This window comes from Aequorivita lipolytica, assembly GCF_007997135.1.
Classification (GTDB): Bacteria; Bacteroidota; Bacteroidia; order Flavobacteriales; family Flavobacteriaceae; genus Aequorivita; species Aequorivita lipolytica.
This window is the reverse complement of record NZ_VORU01000004.1, coordinates 94,865-111,984: the sequence shown is the minus strand read 5'-3', so window position 1 is coordinate 111,984 and position 17,120 is coordinate 94,865. Positions and strand designations below refer to the sequence as shown.

Below are 17,120 nucleotides of genomic sequence, written 5' to 3'. Positions count from 1 at the left end.
AAATAAAAAATTTTATGAAAATTTCAGCAATTACATACCTTATCATCACCACTTTTATACTCTTGACAGTCACCATTTTTGCAGCGATGAATTTTCCTTTTAGCTGGGTATTTTACCTTATGGTTTTGGGACAGGTTTTACTCGTTATCTCTGTAGTAAAAGTTCTGAAGGATAATTATGCTACTGATAAAGATTTTGAAGATTTTTATGAAGATCATCCAATTGGTAGAGAGAAAAAGTTTCGTTAGAGTTTTAGTTCTTTCTCAACTTACAAAACTAATTCGAGCGGCAAAAGTTACTCGTGAAGTATTAAAAATGGAACTTCTGATTGGTAAGTGGAATCAACAATTGGTTTAAAAAGAAGGCGCTGAACAAAATTTAGGTTTTTAGCTACAATGGCAATCATATCTATTTCCCATGTCTCTACGAAATCCTGTATTCCTGTTTCAATATTTTTATTCTCTAAATAGTGAAAACTGTGCTTTGTCTCTCTAAAGAAATAGTGTAGAAACCCTTTATTATCTGTTTGAGATGCACTAAGCAAAACATTTTGGGAACGAATATGAAGTACCCTAAGCGCGGCAAGTTGTAAGTTTAATGAGTCTGAAAGCTTAGTGATAACCTTGTTGCGAAATATGCAGTTGTAATCAGTTAAAAAAGCAATATTCTTTATAGTATTGAACAAAGCATTTTCTGGAATCACAAAAACGGGGCATTTCACCTTAGTAATAACTTCACTAGTGTTGCTGCCTATTTCGTTACGGTTTGTCTTTGAGGCTCCTTTGGTCCCCATCAAAATATAATCGATTTCTTTTTCTTCAACGTGTTTTCTAATGGCTTCAACCAATAGCACATTTTCGTGAAGCGCATAAAAATGATGGTTGCTATTTTTGGATAAAAGCTTACAGATTTTAATTTCTTCCTTTAGCATTATTAAAGGATCTTGTAATACATGTTTGTTTTCGGAAAATTCAAAAAGCTCTTCGGCATCATGTTTATCATCTTTGTAAAGTGAGTTTTTGAGCGAAACATGAAGAATATAAAAATTTACAGGAATATCGGCAAAATAGTTCAGTGCATACCTAATGGCATTGTGTGAATTTTCAGAAAAATCCGTCGGGATTAATATAGTCATCATTGCATCATAATCTTACCGACAAAAATATTTGTAATGGTTGGGACAGAAAATGATAAAAGTCAGTTATGGAAAAAATGTTGCTGATTGATTGTTCATTCTAGAAATAAATTGGCTTCTAAAGTACTATTCAATCTCGCGCAGGCTTTCCATATCTATAATGCGAATGTCGCGTCCTTCAATTTCAATAAGCCCATCTCTCTTAAAATCTGAAAGTGTTCTAATTAGGCTTTCGGTTGCTATACCGGCGGTTGTAGCAAGATCATTTCGAGAAATCCGAAGTGGCGCGTTGGGCTTTTTATTCATAATTTCACTAAATTGAAGAATAGTCGCCGCTGTTTTTTTGCGCACAGAACTGTAGGCCATTTTAACCAATTGCTGTTTTATTTCAGAAAGATTATTGGTTAATAAATTCATCAGTTCCAAAGAGACATCCTGGCTTTTTTTCAAAATATCCTTTACATATGTTTTTGAAATGCCTACAACTTCCGTTTCTTCAACGGCTGTGGCGGTTTCATTGTAAGGAATGTTATCATCAAAAGAGGTGAACCCTAAAAAATCATCTGCTTTATAGAGTCCAGTAATGAGCTCTTTTGCGTTGGCTTCCATCGTGTGTGTTTTCACCACGCCTTTTAAAATAAGAAACATGTTGTTAGAGTGATCCCCTTTTCGGTATATGTTTTCTCCTTTTTTATATGTGGACACTTCACCTTCATCACAAAAAAAGTTTTTCAGTTGATTTAGGTTTTGGAGATTTTCTTCATCTACAACAGTTGTTTGATCTTGGTCATTCTTACGCATTTCCAAAATTTTTGCTTTTGCCAAACGGCTTTCCACGGCACTTAACAATTCTTCCTCATCAAAGGGTTTTGTGAGGTAATCATCAGCGCCCATGTCCATTCCTTTTCTAATTTCTTTGTGTTCTGTTTTAGCAGAAAGAAATATAAAGGGAATGTGTTTTGTGCTCTCCTCTAGCGCCACCGCTTCTAGAACTCCGTATCCGTCTATTTCTGGCATCATAATATCACAGATAATGATATTCGGATTTTCCTTTTTTGCTTTTTCAATGCCAACCTTACCGTTGGGAGCGGTATAGACCGTGTAGCCCGCAAGCTCCAAAAGTTCAGCGGTATTTTCTCTTAATGCGATATCGTCTTCAATAAGAAGTATTGTCTTCATTTAGTTTGTATTGTTTTTAGTGGAGAAAGAAATTGTAAATGCGCTACCCTTACCCTCTTCACTTTCAAAGGTAATTTTGCCGCCCAGACTTTCCAGGTGGCTTTTTACTATGTTTAGACCAATGCCAGTGCCTTGATCTAAAAGTGCATTTTCAGCACGGAAATACCTGTTAAAAATATATTTCTGCTCTTTTTGTGGGATGCCCATCCCTTCATCTTTTATTTGTATAACTATAGTTTCGTTTTTATTCACAACTGCCACGTCAATTGTTGTGTATTCCGGTGAATATTTAATGGCATTATTTATTAGATTGGTTAATGAAAGCTCCAGAATTTTTTCATCAAAATTTACTGTGATGTCATCAATATTGTTGGGATAATTAATTCTTTGTCCATCTTTTAAAAGCATATTTGAATTATATATAACCTCATTCACTACTTTGCTAAGCGGAAATGTATCAAATTTATAAGTGGCCTTGCCAGACTCTAATCGTTCTATGGAAAGAAAATCGTTTAAAATGTTGTTCAAGTATTTTACTTTACTTTGAATAGTCTTTAAATGCTTTTCCCTCTTATCCTGTTGTTCTGTCTCAGTATATTTTCCAGCGAGCGTGGCAGAAGTTAGAATCCCACTCAAAGGCGTTTTAAACTCGTGCGAAACCAGTGAAAGAAACTTGGTTTTCAATTCATTAAGCTCGCGCTCCTTGCGCAGCGATTCCTTCATTTTATGCTCCGCTTCTTTACGTTTTGCAACTTCTTCCTGTAAAACTTTAATAGTTTTATTAAGCTCCCTGGTACGTTCTTCAATTTTTTGTTCCAAATATAAGTTGAGCTCTAAAATTTCTTTCTCTTGATTTTTACGAACGGAAATGTCGGTAACAAGCGCCATTACATACTTACTGCCGTAGATTTCAAAAGGATTTAAGCCAGCTTCCACAGGAAAAACACTGCCATTCTTGCGCTGTCCATAAAGATCGCGTCCATGGCCCATCTGGCGAGGGTCACTTTTATCCAAAAATTCGTCAACCTGATGGTGGTGGTTTTCCCTATATCCGCGTGGAATAAGAACGTTCAAATTTTGTCCAAAAAGTTCTTTGGGATCATAGCCGAACATGATATCTGCAGCCTCGTTTGATGTTACAATCTCTTGTTTTGCATTAACGATAACAATGCCTTCTGAAATTGCCTCAGAGAGAATTTTAAAAATATTTCCCTTTTTTTCCTCGAAAACCTTCATTCCCCAAAAGTAACGATTTTAAACAGTTTTTGTTAACTGATTTATATCATAAAATTTCAGAAAAAATGAACTTAGTTTTACAATATTAAAAATCATTAAACTATATAATTATGGGAACCGTGGACAAACCGCAACTGCTGTTTTACCAAAAGATGGGCGAGCTTTTTTATTCCATCGCTGCGGCCGATAAAATCGTGCGGAAAGAAGAATATGACGCATTGAAAAATATTGTAGCAGAACAATGGAAAAACTTGGACGAATATGAAGATCCCTTTCATACCGATGCCGCATACCAGATTGAAGTGGTCTTTGACTGGTTTGATTACGAGCAGCTTGACGCAAACGACTGCTTTGAAAGTTTTGCCGATTATAATAAAGAATACCCAAAACTTTTCACCAAAGAACGAAAACAACTTATTTGGAAAACCGCAAACGCCATTGCTAGTTCATTTTCAGGGAAGAACAAAAGTGAAGTTATTATGCTTTCAAAACTGAAAGTTCTCCTGAAAGATTAAATCCATAAACCATCTGCCTGCCTGCTTAAAATTGTTTGCTTAAATTTACAAATAAAAATCCCCCAACATTATGAGAATTCTTCTGCCAGTCCTATTTTTATTTATCTTTTTTGGGTGTAAGAACGACCCGAAGAAAGACGAAGTTGATACTTCGGCTCCGCTCAGTAACCAAGAAGAAATTGTAGATTCCTTGCGTGTATCAGACCGAAATTTAGAGACACAGCAACAAACTCTCATTATAAAACGTCAGGAACTTCTTGAGAAAGAAGATGCAAAGGCGGAAATGGAAAATCTGCTAATCTCAAAATCGTTTTTAAAGAAAGGTGATTTGTACACCTTGGATTTTAAATATCCCTATCTCAACGAAAAAATCAAGCCCCAATTTGAAAACTTCAACGAGTACATTAGCAAGTATTATCTAGATGCAAAAGGTGTAGAAAAGCAAATTTTAGAAGAAAAAAGACTCTGTGATTCCTTGGGAATTCCGAAGCAAAATGAAAGCCGAATGGTAGATTATAAAATCTACAACCTTAACGATAGACTTATAAGTGTACTATTTTACAAAGAGAACCATTACACTGGCGCAGCTCACGCGGCCTATACATTTGATTGTTTAAACTTTGACTTGGAGCGATCCGTTTTTATGAAATATGAAGATTTTTTCAACAATGGTACCGAAGAAGAGCTTCGTGAAATTTTAAATACGCTGCTAAAAGAGAAAATCAACTCTGGTGAAATGTATTACGATTGTTGGGCTATTTCAGCAGATGATTTCTTCAACGCCAAAAACAACTTCGTAATAAACGATGATGTGGTAGAATACTATTTTGACGACTGTATTATCTGTCCCTCCTACACCGGAACATATTCCATCAAAATTCCTTTACAAATGTTGATGCCCGTTTTAAGAAAGTATAAAAGGAATCCTTTGATTCTCTAAAAAAGTATTCAGTGAGCAGCAACAGTTGGTAGTAAAAACGTGATGATTTTGCTAGAAAAAACCTGCAACACTCTCCCACAGAAGCTTTAGCATAGTTGGAGACAACAGACAACAGACAACCGACAACCGACAACCGACAACCGACAACCGACAACCAATAAAATGAAAACCAATTTTAAAGACATTATCAATTCTGAAACACCCGTACTGGTAGACTTCTTTGCCGATTGGTGTGGACCCTGCAAAATGCTGGCGCCAATACTGAAACAAGTAAAAGACGAACTGGGTGATGCAGTAAAAATTGTAAAAATTGACGTGGACAAAAACCAACCGCTGGCGGCGCAATACCAAGTGCGTGGCGTTCCCACGATGATTCTATTCAAAAATGGAAAACAACTTTGGCGACAAAGTGGTGTTTTACAGAAAAACGATTTGGTTAATATCATCAATCAACACAAAAATTGATGAATCTTAGCCGTTTCATAGATCACACCCTATTAAAAGCTACCGCTACCCCACAAGACATTTTAAAGCTTTGCAACGAAGCCAAAGAATATAATTTTTATGCGGTCTGCGTAAATAGCTGTTACGTCTTTTTAGCTACAAATGAATTAAAAAATAGCGATGTAAAAGTTGCTGCGGTTGTTGGTTTTCCGCTGGGAGCAAACAGTTCTCAAGCCAAAGTGTGCGAAGCAGAACAGTGCGTAAAAGACGGTGCCGATGAAATTGACATGGTTCTGAATATAGGTTTGCTGAAAGCTAATTCGCCCAAATTAGTTGCTGAAGATATAGCAGCTGTCAAAAATGCCATCGGCAGCCGAACTTTAAAAGTAATTCTCGAGACCTGCTATTTAACCGATGACGAAATACGAATGGCTTGCCAGATTGCAAAACAAGCTGGAGCAGATTTTGTTAAAACCTCTACAGGCTTCGGAACTGGCGGCGCCACGGAACTGGCTGTAAAAATTATGGTTGACGAAGTAGGCGACACATTAAAAATAAAAGCCTCCGGCGGAATAAAAGATGCAAAAACTGCTAAAAAATATATTGAAATGGGCGTTAGTAGAATAGGAACTTCAGCGGGAATAGCGATTGTCACTTCCTCAAAAAAAGACACCGATGAGCACACATATTGAAGCGAAACCTGGAGAAATTGCAGAGTCCGTATTGCTCCCTGGCGACCCAATGCGCGCCAAATGGATTGCCGAAACTTTTCTTGAAAATGCTAAATGCTACAATGATGTTCGCGGCATGTTGGGATATACTGGAACTTTTCGAGGAAAGCGCATTTCAGTACAGGGAACTGGAATGGGAATTCCTTCAGCTCTCATTTATTGCCACGAGCTTATTAATGATTACGGCGTAAAAAACCTAATTCGTGTTGGTTCAGCGGGAAGCTATCAGAAAAATATAAACCTCCGCGATATTGTGATTGCGATGGCCGCCTCTTCCACTTCGGGAATCAATAATACACGTTTCGTAAACTGCGACTACTCACCTACTGCAGATTTTGATTTGTTTATGAAAGCCACGCTTTATGCAAAGGAAAATAATATTCCCATAAAAGCAGGTAACGTACTCTCGAGCGACCAGTTTTATGAAGATGATTTCAATAATTATAAAAAGTGGGCGGATTTTGGGGTGCTCTGTGTTGAAATGGAAGCCGCCGGTCTTTACACAATCGCAGCAAAATTTAATGTGAAAGCATTGGCAATTCTGACCATTTCAGATTCTTTGGTAACTGGCGAAAGTACAACTGCAGATGAACGCGAGGGCAGCTTTTCAAAAATGATTGAGATTGCACTGAATACAGTACTTTAAAAATAAAAAAGCAGAAACCTATAATTGAGGTCCCTGCTTTTATCGTTAATTGATGTCGATAGCAATTAACTAAACTTTAAATGTCATCACCGGCAAATCTGAATGATTTACCACATCTTCACCAATACTCCCACTGAAGAAATGAGCTAAGCCTTGGCGCCCTTGTGTTGGTAGTGATATAATGTCTGCACTGCTTACTTGGCTGTAGCCGAAGATTCCAGCTTCCACAGTATATTCATTGTACTGAACCACTTTGTTCAAACTATCCAACGGATTTGTGTCTCCTGCGATTTTCAAAAAGTTGAGAATTCGTTTTTCTATTTCGCGCGTGCTGCGGAAATCGCCTGCAAGGTTCACGAAAAGCAATTGCATGTTAATTCCCAATGCGTCAAACATTTTCTGCGCGCGCTTATACGGGCCCACTGCATTTTCTAAAAAGTCGCAAGCAAAAACTCCAAGCTCTGGATTAAAATTTTCATGGCGGTGCTTTATTACTAAAACCGGGATTTCGGACGTACGCACTACTTTTTCTGTATTACTTCCTACAAAAACTTCCTTTAAACCTGAGCTTCCGTGAGATCCCATTACAATCAAATCTGCTTTAAACTCAAGTGCCAATTCGTTGAGTTCACCAAAAATTTTATAATTGTGCACAGTGTCGGTAACTTTAATTCCCTCCAGATAATCTTTGTCAAGAAATTCAGTAAAGCGTTTTTCGGCAAGTTTCATGTAAAACATTGCTTCAAAAGCTTCTTTGCTTTCATCTCGTGTTACAACCGCATCGCTAAGGCCCATCATATGCACCGCAACTATTTCAGCATTTTGTTTTTTGGCAATTTTAGCCGCTACTTCCATAGCATATTCAGAATGTTTAGAGAAATCTACGGGAACTAATATTTTTTTCATTGTAGTTATTTTTAATGAGTAGTAAATTTTGCTTTTCGTTTTTTAAGCTGCTTTTCCAAATCAGAAATAGTTTCTTTTGCGGCCGCTTCAAACGTTGCTTCTTTCGATGTTGCGAAAATTTTAGGCCCTGGAAGGCTCAGTTCCATTTCACAGATATTGCCTTTACCGTAAACATTGTTTTCCAACTTAAAACTTACCTCAGCTCTAATTAGCCATTCATATTTTTCAGCAAGTTTTTTCAGCTTCTTTTCTACATATTCGTTCATCGCCTCACTGGTGGGCATTTTCACGTATTGGATGTTTATAGTCATGATACTCTTAATTGGTTTATATATCTCAAATATATTCCGAATTTGTGAATTTTAAAATGATTAAAGTCATATTATGGTAGATGTTGGATTATCTATGACAGAAATTTTCGAAAATAAAAAGAGGCTGTCTAAAAAGTATTAAACTTTAGTATGTCAGGTTGAGCGCAGTCGAAACCTATGTTGATTATCAAAACATTAAAACTTCGACTGCGCTCAGTTTGACATTCTTAATCACTTTTTAGACAACCTCTTCACTGATAACTCACAGAAGTTCAACTATGAACAACAACTCTCGCCCTGATCTTTCACACCAAGTTTTTTAAGGATTTTTTCCATCAAGCACCATTTTGTGAATGATGATTGTAACAAGTTGATACCCACGAACCCTGTGAACCACAACCAATTGATATTCACATAAACAGCCAAAAGAAGACTGATCAAAATAAAAGTTCCGGCAATTGCTCTAATATATCTGTTAATCATAGTTTTGAATTTTTTAAAATTAAACAACTAAATTCGCCCTACTTACTCCTCCCCTTCGGGGAGGTCGGGAGGGGACTTATATACTACGTTCTATCGGGACTACAACCGCATGAATAGGATTATTAGTTTCTAAGGTTTTATTGAATTGCGTCACTAAGCTGAAAAATGAATCAATCTTTTCATCCTCGGTGAAAGAGAAAAACATACTGCTGTCTGCCCCGCCCTTTTCCGAAGGAAACCAACTGGAATTCATCATAAAGGAAGACGCATTTTTATAGCCTTCAATATCGGACCCACTGTAACTCTCAATATTTGCTTTCTTGAAAAGTTGCAGCACGTCTTTCTGAAATTCGTCCACAACGGTTACGATTAATAGTTTCATAGCTTATTCTTTATTGATTATTGTTATTATCTGGTTAAGAATTATATGATGTCCCTACGGGACATTAATTTAATTGTGATTGCTTAATTACCAAAATTTTGCCCCGCTGGGGCAGTATGCCGCTAGGCATTTAACATGGGTAATAAAATTGAACCCCTTGAAAATCCAGTCCCGTAGGGACTACATATATTATGGAGCTTCCTACATTCGGATAATATTTTTATCGGACACTACTGATTGTTTATTGTTATTTTTTATTCAATCAACCCCAATTTTCAGTCTTACATCTTACGTCTTGTAGCGCAGCGGTCTTAAGTCTTTTCGCTTTATTCTTTTTTCTCCTCTAATTCTTCCTCTTTTTCCTCAAAATTCTTCCGTTCAATCATATAATAAACCAACGGCACAACAAGCAACGTAAGCACTGTGGAAACAATGGTTCCACCCATCAGTGAAATTGCGAGTCCTTGAAAAATAGGATCAAAAAGTATTACAAATGCGCCGATAACAACCGTTCCTGCAGTCAATAATATTGGGGTTGTTCGCACTGCTCCTGCTTCAATTACGGCTTGTTTTAGTGGAATTCCTTCTGCAGTTCTAAGGTTTATAAAATCAATCAAAAGCACCGAATTCCGCACCATAATTCCTGCTAGTGCAATCATACCAATAAACGAAGTTGCGGTAAAAAAAGCGCCCATAATCCAGTGACCGAGCACAATACCTATCAACGAAAGTGGAATTGCCACCATCATTACTATCGGAGCTCTAAAGTTTTGGAACCAACCTACTATTAAAATATAAATGATGATAATAACACCCAAAAAGGCAATTCCCAGATCGCGGAATACTTCTAAAGTAATCTGCCATTCACCATCCCACTTTACGGTGAAATCGTCTTCAAATTTAGGTTGCTCCAAGTACAGCTCATTCATCTTGTAACCGGCCGGTAACTTTATGTTATTTAGTTTATCGGTCATTCCCAGAATAGCATAAACCGGACTTTCAAGCTCTCCCGCCATATCTGCTAAAACATAAACTACTCGTTTTTGGTTTTTGCGGTAAATGCTTTTTGCGCGGGTGCTTTCTTGAATATTTACCAAATCGCCCACAGAAACCATATTGCCTTGCTTAGAAGCAATTTTCAACTGCGAAATATCTTGGATAGTAGATTTTTCCTTTTCATCCAAAGCCAATATTATTCCCACCTGTACGGCAGCATTTTCATCGTAAAGATTGGTTACAGGTCTGTCCGAAAGCGCCATATTCATCGTATAAACAATCTGCTGCGGCGCTACACCATAACGCATCGCTTTTTCTTTGTCTATCACAAATTCATATTCCCTTTGGTCGGCTTCCACCATCCAATCTACATCTACAACATCTGGGGTTTCGTTGAGGATATTTTCAACTTGCTTTGCAACTGCTATTTGCTGGTCATAATCTGGTCCATAGATTTCAGCGACTATTGTTGAAAGCACAGGTGGACCCGGTGGAACTTCCACTATTTTCACATTTGCGCCAAATTTATTCCCAATCTCTTGAATATGTGGACGAATCAGTTTTGCGATATCGTGACTTTGTTCATCCCTTTCTTCCTTGCTAACCAAGTTCACTTGAATATCAGCCATATTGCTACCTCCACGAAGGTCGTAATGACGCACCAAACCATTAAAAGTAATGGGTGCCGAAGTACCTACATAATTTTGATAATTAACCACAAGCGGTTGTGTGGAAAGGTATTGTCCAATTTCACGAGCAACTACCGCGGTGCGTTCCAAAGTTGTTCCTTCGGGCATATCAATCACTACCTGCATTTCGTTTTTATTATCGAAAGGCAGCATTTTCACAGCAACCGATTTAGTAAAAAATAACATTACGGAACCCAAGAGAAGTACTATTGTAGTTCCCAAGAACAGCCAACGTGTCTTTTTGTTTTCAATCAAGGGAGTTTCAAATTTTGAATAAATCCTATAAATGAAAGTACTTTCCAAAGGTTTTTCAGGCTTCGGTGCTTTTCCTTTCTTCTCCTTTTCTCTAAGAAAAATATAGCCCAAATAAGGCGTTATAGTTAAAGCTACAAACAACGAGAGTATCATCGCAATAGAAGCACCGATAGGCATTGGCGACATATATGGCCCCATTAATCCAGACACAAAAGCCATTGGCAATACAGATGCAATTACCGTAAGAGTTGCCAAAATAGTTGGGTTGCCCACTTCGTTTATCGCATAAATAGCAGCTTGCTTAAACGGCAAGCGTTTCATCTTAAAATGCCTGTGCATATTTTCGGCAATAATAATGGAGTCATCCACCACGATTCCCGTTACGAATACCAAGGCGAAAAGTGTGATTCTGTTTAGCGTATAGTCGAGTAGATAGTAACTCAAAAGCGTCAGTGCAAATGTGATTGGCACCGAAAGAAAAACCACTAATCCACCGCGCCAACCCATTGCGAGCATTACAACCAAAGTAACCGCAATGATAGCGCCCATAAGATGCATCAGCAATTCAGAAACTTTTTGGGAAGCTGTTTCTCCATAATTCCGTGTTATTTCAACGTGAACGTCATCAGGAATTAAATTGCTTCGCAAATGGTCAACTTTATCGATAATCACATCGGCGATTTTCATCGCATCGGCACCTTTCCTTTTTGCTACTGAAATAGTTACGGCGGGATATTCCGAAGGATAATTCAACACATTTTCACTAGCTCCTCCAAAGCCGAAGGAAACATATTTACTCGGAATTTCGGGGCCATCAAAAATATTGGCAACCTGCTTCAAATAAATTGGTTGGTTCTGCTGCACGCCTACAACCAAGTTCTCAACATCGGTTGCAGATTTTAGGAAATTCCCAGTTGAAACCAAAAACTCGGTGTCATTTTTATCAAAACTGCCCGAACTCATTTGCTGGTTGTTTGCCTTTATCATTTCGGCTACACTCAAAAAGTCCAATCCACTCGCAGCCAATTTGTCTTTGTCCAAAACAACTCGCAATTGTCTGTTTCTACCTCCAACTTTTTGTGTGGTGGAAACTTCATTCACCTTTTCAATTTCTTGGGTGAGTTCGTCTGCTATTTGTTTTAGTTGATAATCGTCATACGTTTCGCTCCAAAGCGTAACACCCAGCATTGGCACATCGTCGATGGCACGCGGTTTTACAAGCGGCATGGTTACGCCCGGAGGCATCTTGTCCATGTGCTTGTTCATTTCGTTGTAAAGCTTTACGAAAGAACGTTCAATGTCTTCACCTACGTAAAACTGAACGATTACCATTGCACCTTCTTTTGAAGAAGTAGAGTAAACATATTCCACCCCGGGAATGTTGGAAACCAGTTTTTCCAATGGTTTTACGACCCTCGATTCCACTTCGGTTGGGGAAGCGCCCGGATAGCCCACAAATATGTCGGCCATTGCCACATCAATTTGCGGTTCTTCCTCCCGCGGAATTAAAAACGAGCTCCACACACCTACGACCATAAACACGATCATCAACAGCACCGTAAGCTTTGAGCCTATAAATAACTTGGCAATTTTGCCTGCTAGTCCGTCTTTCATTATTATTGTTTAATGGTTATTTTCGCTCCGTTGAAAAGTTTTCCTTCGGAAGAAATAATATAATTTTCATCTGCTGCCAATCCTGAAAGTACTTCCACATTATCGCCGAAAGTACGGCCCAATCGCAACCAGCGTAGTATTGCTGTATTACTTTCACTCACCGTGTAAATTCCTGTTAATTGTCCACGTTTTACCAAAGCTTCCGCTGGAACTAAAATTGCCGTAACATCTCTTTTCTTTTCTATGGGAAACTGAACGGTGGCATACATTCCCGAAAGAATGCTGGCATCCGTTTTATCTAAAACCACCTTTACCAAAAATTGACCGCCAGTATTTTTGGCCGAAGTGCTCACTTCGGTAACAGTCGCTGGCAGTATTTTATCTGAAGATTTTACAATCACTTGTACTTCGGTCCCTGATTTTATTTTTGAAATTTCACTTTCGGGAACTGAAGCGGTTACTTCAAAATTACCCGGACCTTCAACCGAAAGTAATGGTTCTCCCGGGTTTGCCATATAGCCAGCTTCAATGTATTTATTAGTGATAACTCCGTTAAAAGGAGCACGAAGATTTACGTACGCAAACTGCGATTGCACTTCGTTTTTCATCTGTCTTGCGCCTTCTAATCTGGCTCTAGCCATTTCAAAACGGGCACGCTGATCGTCAAGTTCCTTTTGGCTCGCGCTGTTTTCTGCGAATAGATTTTGAAAACGTTGGTAATCTTTTTCTGCATTGTTAAAAGCGGCTTGCGCTTCCGTAATTCCAGCACTTGTCTGCGCTTGTTTTGCAGAAAGATCTGAATTGTTGATGCTAACCAACAATTGTCCTTTTGAAACTTTATCACCTACATTAACGTGAACTTTGTCCACAAAGCCCATCATTCGGGTGCTGAGAGTTGCGCTGTTTGCAGCTTCTATTTTCCCACTTGCAGTTAAAAATGGCGTATTATTTTCTGCAGCTACAGAACTTACCGTTACTGAAACAGCAGGAGTGCTATCAATTTTCTTTTCTTCAGAAGAATTGCCGCAGCTGGAAAGGCTAAAAACCCCTAAAAAAAGCAAACTTGTATAAAATAGTTTCATATTGATTTTTTTAAATCTTGTTTATTTATAATTTTTGTTTCGTCTATCCCCCTAACCCCCAAAGGGGGAAAGGTTACTTGGGGAAAGGTTTATATTGATATTATTTTCGATTTCGGTTTCGATTTCGATTTCGATTTCGATTTCGGTTTCGATTTCATTTTCGATTTCAATTGTTTTTTGTTAAGAATTGTAAATAAGCTAAAGCGTAATTATGTTGAAAAACAGTATTAAAATATTCCAACTGTTTTTGCGAAAACTGCGTTTCAGCGCTCAATAAATCGGTGGTTCTTTCCAGACCTTCCGTAAATCTGTTAGTGCGAATACGTAGCGCTTCTTTTGATTGTTCAAGCGCCAATTCAGTTAATTTCAAATTGTTTTTTGCGTCTTGAAACATTCGTTTTGCTTTGTTCAATTCTAATTGACTTTCAGCTTTGTATTGTTCCAATTCAAGATTTGCTTTGTTGAATTCAGCTTTGCTTTTTTGTGTTTTTCCGAAGCGTTTGGAGCCTTCAAAAAGATTCCAAGTTAAAGCTGCACCGAATAAATATCCGTCGGCATCTGCTTGAAAAATCTGATCATCGTAAAGTTCATAGCTTCCAAAAGCATTCAGCCTTGGCAGGAATGTCATTTTATCTGCTTTGTAATTTTGTTTGTAGGCTTCCGCAGCAAACTCCATCGCTTGAATATCTGCTCTGGAATTAGAAAGGTTTTCAGCGGCATTTATTTCCGAAGAAACCATTAAAGAATCCGTGGGTTTTAAAACGCCAGAAACCTCTTCATTCATAAGCAAAGCAAGATATTCCGAAGCGTTTATCACATTGCTTTTTGCATACTGCAATTGGTTCTCAACTTCGGCAACGCGCACTTGTACCGCCAAAACATCACTCTGTTGCAAATAACCTTGTTTGAAACTATTATTCGCCAAACGGAGATTTTCATTGGCTGCTTTATTTGCACTTTCTAAAACGGCAACACTTTTATAGGCCAATTGCAATTGCATGTACGCCTTTTCAGTTTCTAAGGAAAGATAATCGCCAGTTCTTGCCAACTGCATTTGGGTTGCTCCCCATTTTGCCTTTGCGGCTTTTCTTTGAAAAATTCCATCCACATTTACAATTGGTTGTTGCACTTCAAATTTTGTAGCAAATATTTGAACCTGGGAAGGGTTATTCAAACTATTTGGGTCAAAATCTGCTTGGGTCAGTATTTCCTGATTCAACTTAAAACCAAAAGCCATTAACGGGTTTGTAGTAGCCATTCCACTATGTGAAGCAGTAATATTAGGAAGAAACACAGCGTTAGTCTGGTTATAATCGCCTTTTGCAGCGAGCACTTGCTGCTCGCCAATCTTCAATTTATTGTTTTGCTGAATCACCTTTCCCAGCACTTCTGCTTTGGAAATGGGCACGGTTTGCTGCGCAAAAACCATCGCTGGCAAAAAACCAAATAGTGTAATAATAATATTAATCTTCATTGCTATATTTAATTTGCGGTAAAAATACATCAGAATTTAGAGTGTGTAAGTAACTAATGTTACCAATGCAGGAATTAGTTGCAGTTTAATAACAAGCTGATGAAAGATTTTTTCTTGATAACAATGCATATATTGTTTATTGAAATTTAAAAAGAAATGAACTATAGCGAAACATTCAATTTATTGGGAAATGTTGATATCTACGTTATCGACCAAATATTAAAAGGTCGCTATGAGAGTGATCAAACCATACTAGATGCAGGATGTGGTAGTGGGCGTAACTTAAAATGGTTTTATCAGAACGATTTTAATATTAGCGGTATAGATGCAGATGCGCAAAGAATCGTTTTGGCTAAAGAGATATATCCAAAATTTTCAGAAAATTTTATAGTAGGTCAATTAGACAATTTGCCTTATGACGAAAATAGCTTTGACCATATTATATGTTGTGCTGTATTACATTTTGCACAGAGTGAAACGCATTACAATAAAATGATTGCTGAACTATTTCGAGTGCTAAAACCAATGGGAACTTTATTGATACGAGTAGCTTCAGATATTGGATTGGATGATAAAAAACCCTTTGTACAAGATGGTTTTAGTAAAGAAACTGGTGAGTTTTATATTAATAGAAGTCTCATTTCAAAAATTTCAAAAAAGTATCCACTAGTATTGATAGAACCTGTAAAAACTACTAACGTCCAAGATGTAAGAGCAATGACTACCTTAGTGTTTCAGAAGAAAGGAGTCGCTTTTTAAATTATAAAGTAATCGTTTTCGAATAAGACGTAAGACCGCTGCGCTGAAAGACATAAGATGTAAGACTTTATTTAGAATCAATATTATTGGTCTAGGCGGACAGTATACCTTTGGACATTTAATATCAGTATAAAAAAAAGCACCCTTTTCAGGATGCTTTTTACTAACCAATTAAATCTACACTCTTTAGGAACGAACCAACCACGAAACGTTCCTAAATACTTTCTTTATCTTAATCAATCATCGGAACCTCTTATTATTCTTGAGATGATTCCTTTTTGATTTGTAAATTCTGCAACTAATATTCCGCCAACGTGGATTACAATAAATGCTATCAAGTAATAAATACCAAGTATGTGAATTTCTTCCATTGGATCTTTCAAAGTTTTTGGCCCCCAAACTATTATAAGCCCGGTAACCAAGGAAACTACAACACATACATAAAAAATGATATACGTCCATTTCTGAAATTTCTGTTTTAAAGTTAAGTTTTTAGCCAAAGGACTTTGAAACTTCATTGTTCCAAAAAAGGGCAAAATAAAGCGCAAACTAAATAAACCGGTTAAAACATAACCTAAATATATATGCCAGTCCCACATAGGTTTTCGTATTTGTTTTGCTAAAACAATAAGCTGCTCCCGAGACAATGACTGATCGGTACCACCTAGATAAGTTTGGATAATATCTGCCATATTATTTTTATTCATCCAAGTCAATCTCAGAAAAATAGTAATCAGTAAAAGCAGAAAAGAAACCGCGATGGCCCAGTGGATAATTCTATAGATTTTAGAATAGTGTACAGTTTCCATTGGACTTATTGAATTTAAATTAATGTGTTTCTAAATACTCTGAATAACTTTGGTCAACCTCTGTTGAACATCTTTAGCTATATCTACCAAAGAATCATTTTCCACTGCCATCATCGAAGCCGCCGGATCTACTGCCGAAACCTCAATAATTCCGGGTTTGCGTTCCTGAACTATTACGTTGCACGGAAGCATCGTCCCAATTTTGTTTTCAGCTTGTAGCGCTTGATACGCCATTTTTGGATTACACGCGCCGAGAATAGTGTAGTTGTAGAAATCGGCATCCAATTTCTTTTTTAATGTGGCTTTAAGGTCTATTTCGGTCAAAACACCGAAGCCTTCTTCCTTTAAAGCTGCCGTTGTTTTTTCAATAGCTTCTTGAAAAGTTGTGTTTTTTAATGTGGTGCTAATGTAGTAACTCATGATTTTTGATTATTTAATTTACTTCAACGAACTTAAACAAATGTAAGCTTGCAAAACGAGAAGTTCTGTAACAAAGATTACACAAGTCAAGATTTTTCATTGTTTATTTAATAG

18 protein-coding genes and 1 pseudogene are annotated in these 17,120 nt (G+C 37.5%); 7 read left to right on the top strand and 12 right to left on the bottom strand.

Going from position 1 to position 17,120, the window contains the following annotated elements:
- The first annotated feature begins 14 nt into the window (after positions 1 to 14).
- Entirely contained in the window at positions 15 to 248 is a 234-nt protein-coding gene (locus ESV24_RS06670) for a hypothetical protein (protein ID WP_111815614.1), read from the top strand.
- A gap of 47 nt (positions 249 to 295) precedes the next feature.
- Here ESV24_RS06670 and ESV24_RS06665 read toward each other — a convergent pair whose 3' ends face one another.
- From ESV24_RS06665 to ESV24_RS06655, 3 genes are all read right to left on the bottom strand, one after another.
- Positions 296 to 1,138, bottom strand: coding sequence for a universal stress protein (locus ESV24_RS06665; RefSeq protein ID WP_111815613.1), 843 nt, complete (start codon positions 1,136 to 1,138; stop codon positions 296 to 298).
- A gap of 123 nt (positions 1,139 to 1,261) precedes the next feature.
- Positions 1,262 to 2,314, bottom strand: a complete 1,053-nt coding sequence (locus ESV24_RS06660; protein ID WP_111815612.1) for a response regulator — start codon at positions 2,312 to 2,314, stop codon at positions 1,262 to 1,264.
- On the bottom strand, positions 2,315 to 3,550 hold the full coding sequence (locus ESV24_RS06655; RefSeq protein ID WP_111815611.1) for a PAS domain-containing sensor histidine kinase: 1,236 nt from the start codon (positions 3,548 to 3,550) through the stop codon (positions 2,315 to 2,317).
- Between the two features lie 110 nt (positions 3,551 to 3,660).
- On the opposite strand from ESV24_RS06655, the gene ESV24_RS06650 reads away from it, so the two are divergent.
- The 5 genes and pseudogenes from ESV24_RS06650 to deoD all read left to right on the top strand — a co-directional run bounded on the left by ESV24_RS06650 (position 3,661) and on the right by deoD (position 6,826).
- Complete coding sequence (locus ESV24_RS06650; RefSeq protein WP_111815610.1) at positions 3,661 to 4,065, top strand: hypothetical protein; 405 nt, start codon at positions 3,661 to 3,663, stop codon at positions 4,063 to 4,065.
- 70 nt (positions 4,066 to 4,135) lie between these two features.
- Complete coding sequence (locus tag ESV24_RS06645) at positions 4,136 to 5,005, top strand: RsiV family protein (RefSeq protein ID WP_111815609.1); 870 nt, start codon at positions 4,136 to 4,138, stop codon at positions 5,003 to 5,005.
- A 156-nt stretch (positions 5,006 to 5,161) separates the two neighbouring features.
- A pseudogene (gene trxA / locus ESV24_RS06640) lies at positions 5,162 to 5,470 on the top strand (thioredoxin); the annotation flags it as partial.
- Positions 5,470 to 6,141, top strand: coding sequence for a deoxyribose-phosphate aldolase (gene deoC, locus ESV24_RS06635; RefSeq protein WP_111815607.1), 672 nt, complete (start codon positions 5,470 to 5,472; stop codon positions 6,139 to 6,141). The pseudogene trxA and the gene deoC, both read left to right, overlap by 1 nt.
- Positions 6,125 to 6,826: a purine-nucleoside phosphorylase gene (gene deoD / locus ESV24_RS06630; RefSeq protein WP_111815606.1), complete on the top strand. Its 702-nt coding sequence runs from the start codon at positions 6,125 to 6,127 to the stop codon at positions 6,824 to 6,826. Before deoC ends, deoD begins: the two co-directional genes overlap by 17 nt.
- 69 nt (positions 6,827 to 6,895) lie before the next feature.
- Here deoD and ESV24_RS06625 read toward each other — a convergent pair whose 3' ends face one another.
- The 7 genes from ESV24_RS06625 to ESV24_RS06595 all read right to left on the bottom strand — a co-directional run bounded on the left by ESV24_RS06625 (position 6,896) and on the right by ESV24_RS06595 (position 15,018).
- Positions 6,896 to 7,732: a universal stress protein gene (locus ESV24_RS06625; protein WP_111815605.1), complete on the bottom strand. Its 837-nt coding sequence runs from the start codon at positions 7,730 to 7,732 to the stop codon at positions 6,896 to 6,898.
- Between the two features lie 11 nt (positions 7,733 to 7,743).
- Positions 7,744 to 8,043 carry a ribosome hibernation-promoting factor, HPF/YfiA family gene (gene hpf / locus ESV24_RS06620; RefSeq protein WP_111815604.1) on the bottom strand — a complete coding sequence of 100 codons (300 nt, stop codon included), beginning with the start codon at positions 8,041 to 8,043 and terminating at the stop codon, positions 7,744 to 7,746.
- Between the two features lie 276 nt (positions 8,044 to 8,319).
- Positions 8,320 to 8,526, bottom strand: coding sequence for a YgaP family membrane protein (locus ESV24_RS06615; RefSeq protein ID WP_111815603.1), 207 nt, complete (start codon positions 8,524 to 8,526; stop codon positions 8,320 to 8,322).
- 76 nt (positions 8,527 to 8,602) lie between these two features.
- Positions 8,603 to 8,908 carry a hypothetical protein gene (locus tag ESV24_RS06610; RefSeq protein WP_111815602.1) on the bottom strand — a complete coding sequence of 102 codons (306 nt, stop codon included), beginning with the start codon at positions 8,906 to 8,908 and terminating at the stop codon, positions 8,603 to 8,605.
- Positions 8,909 to 9,234: 326 nt separating this feature from the next.
- Positions 9,235 to 12,462: an efflux RND transporter permease subunit gene (locus tag ESV24_RS06605; protein WP_111815601.1), complete on the bottom strand. Its 3,228-nt coding sequence runs from the start codon at positions 12,460 to 12,462 to the stop codon at positions 9,235 to 9,237.
- Between the two features lie 2 nt (positions 12,463 to 12,464).
- Complete coding sequence (locus ESV24_RS06600) at positions 12,465 to 13,544, bottom strand: efflux RND transporter periplasmic adaptor subunit (protein WP_111815600.1); 1,080 nt, start codon at positions 13,542 to 13,544, stop codon at positions 12,465 to 12,467.
- A 166-nt stretch (positions 13,545 to 13,710) separates the two neighbouring features.
- Complete coding sequence (locus tag ESV24_RS06595; protein WP_111815599.1) at positions 13,711 to 15,018, bottom strand: TolC family protein; 1,308 nt, start codon at positions 15,016 to 15,018, stop codon at positions 13,711 to 13,713.
- A gap of 156 nt (positions 15,019 to 15,174) precedes the next feature.
- On the opposite strand from ESV24_RS06595, the gene ESV24_RS06590 reads away from it, so the two are divergent.
- A complete protein-coding gene (locus ESV24_RS06590; RefSeq protein WP_111815598.1) occupies positions 15,175 to 15,777 on the top strand; it encodes a class I SAM-dependent methyltransferase in 603 nt (200 codons plus the stop codon).
- 236 nt (positions 15,778 to 16,013) lie between these two features.
- Here the strand turns inward: ESV24_RS06590 and ESV24_RS06585 are convergent, their stop codons facing one another.
- Together ESV24_RS06585 and ESV24_RS06580 are read right to left on the bottom strand one after the other, a co-directional pair.
- Positions 16,014 to 16,586, bottom strand: coding sequence for a cytochrome b/b6 domain-containing protein (locus ESV24_RS06585; RefSeq protein WP_111815597.1), 573 nt, complete (start codon positions 16,584 to 16,586; stop codon positions 16,014 to 16,016).
- A 30-nt stretch (positions 16,587 to 16,616) separates the two neighbouring features.
- A complete protein-coding gene (locus tag ESV24_RS06580) occupies positions 16,617 to 17,006 on the bottom strand; it encodes a DUF302 domain-containing protein (RefSeq protein ID WP_111815596.1) in 390 nt (129 codons plus the stop codon).
- Positions 17,007 to 17,120: the final 114 nt, after the last annotated feature.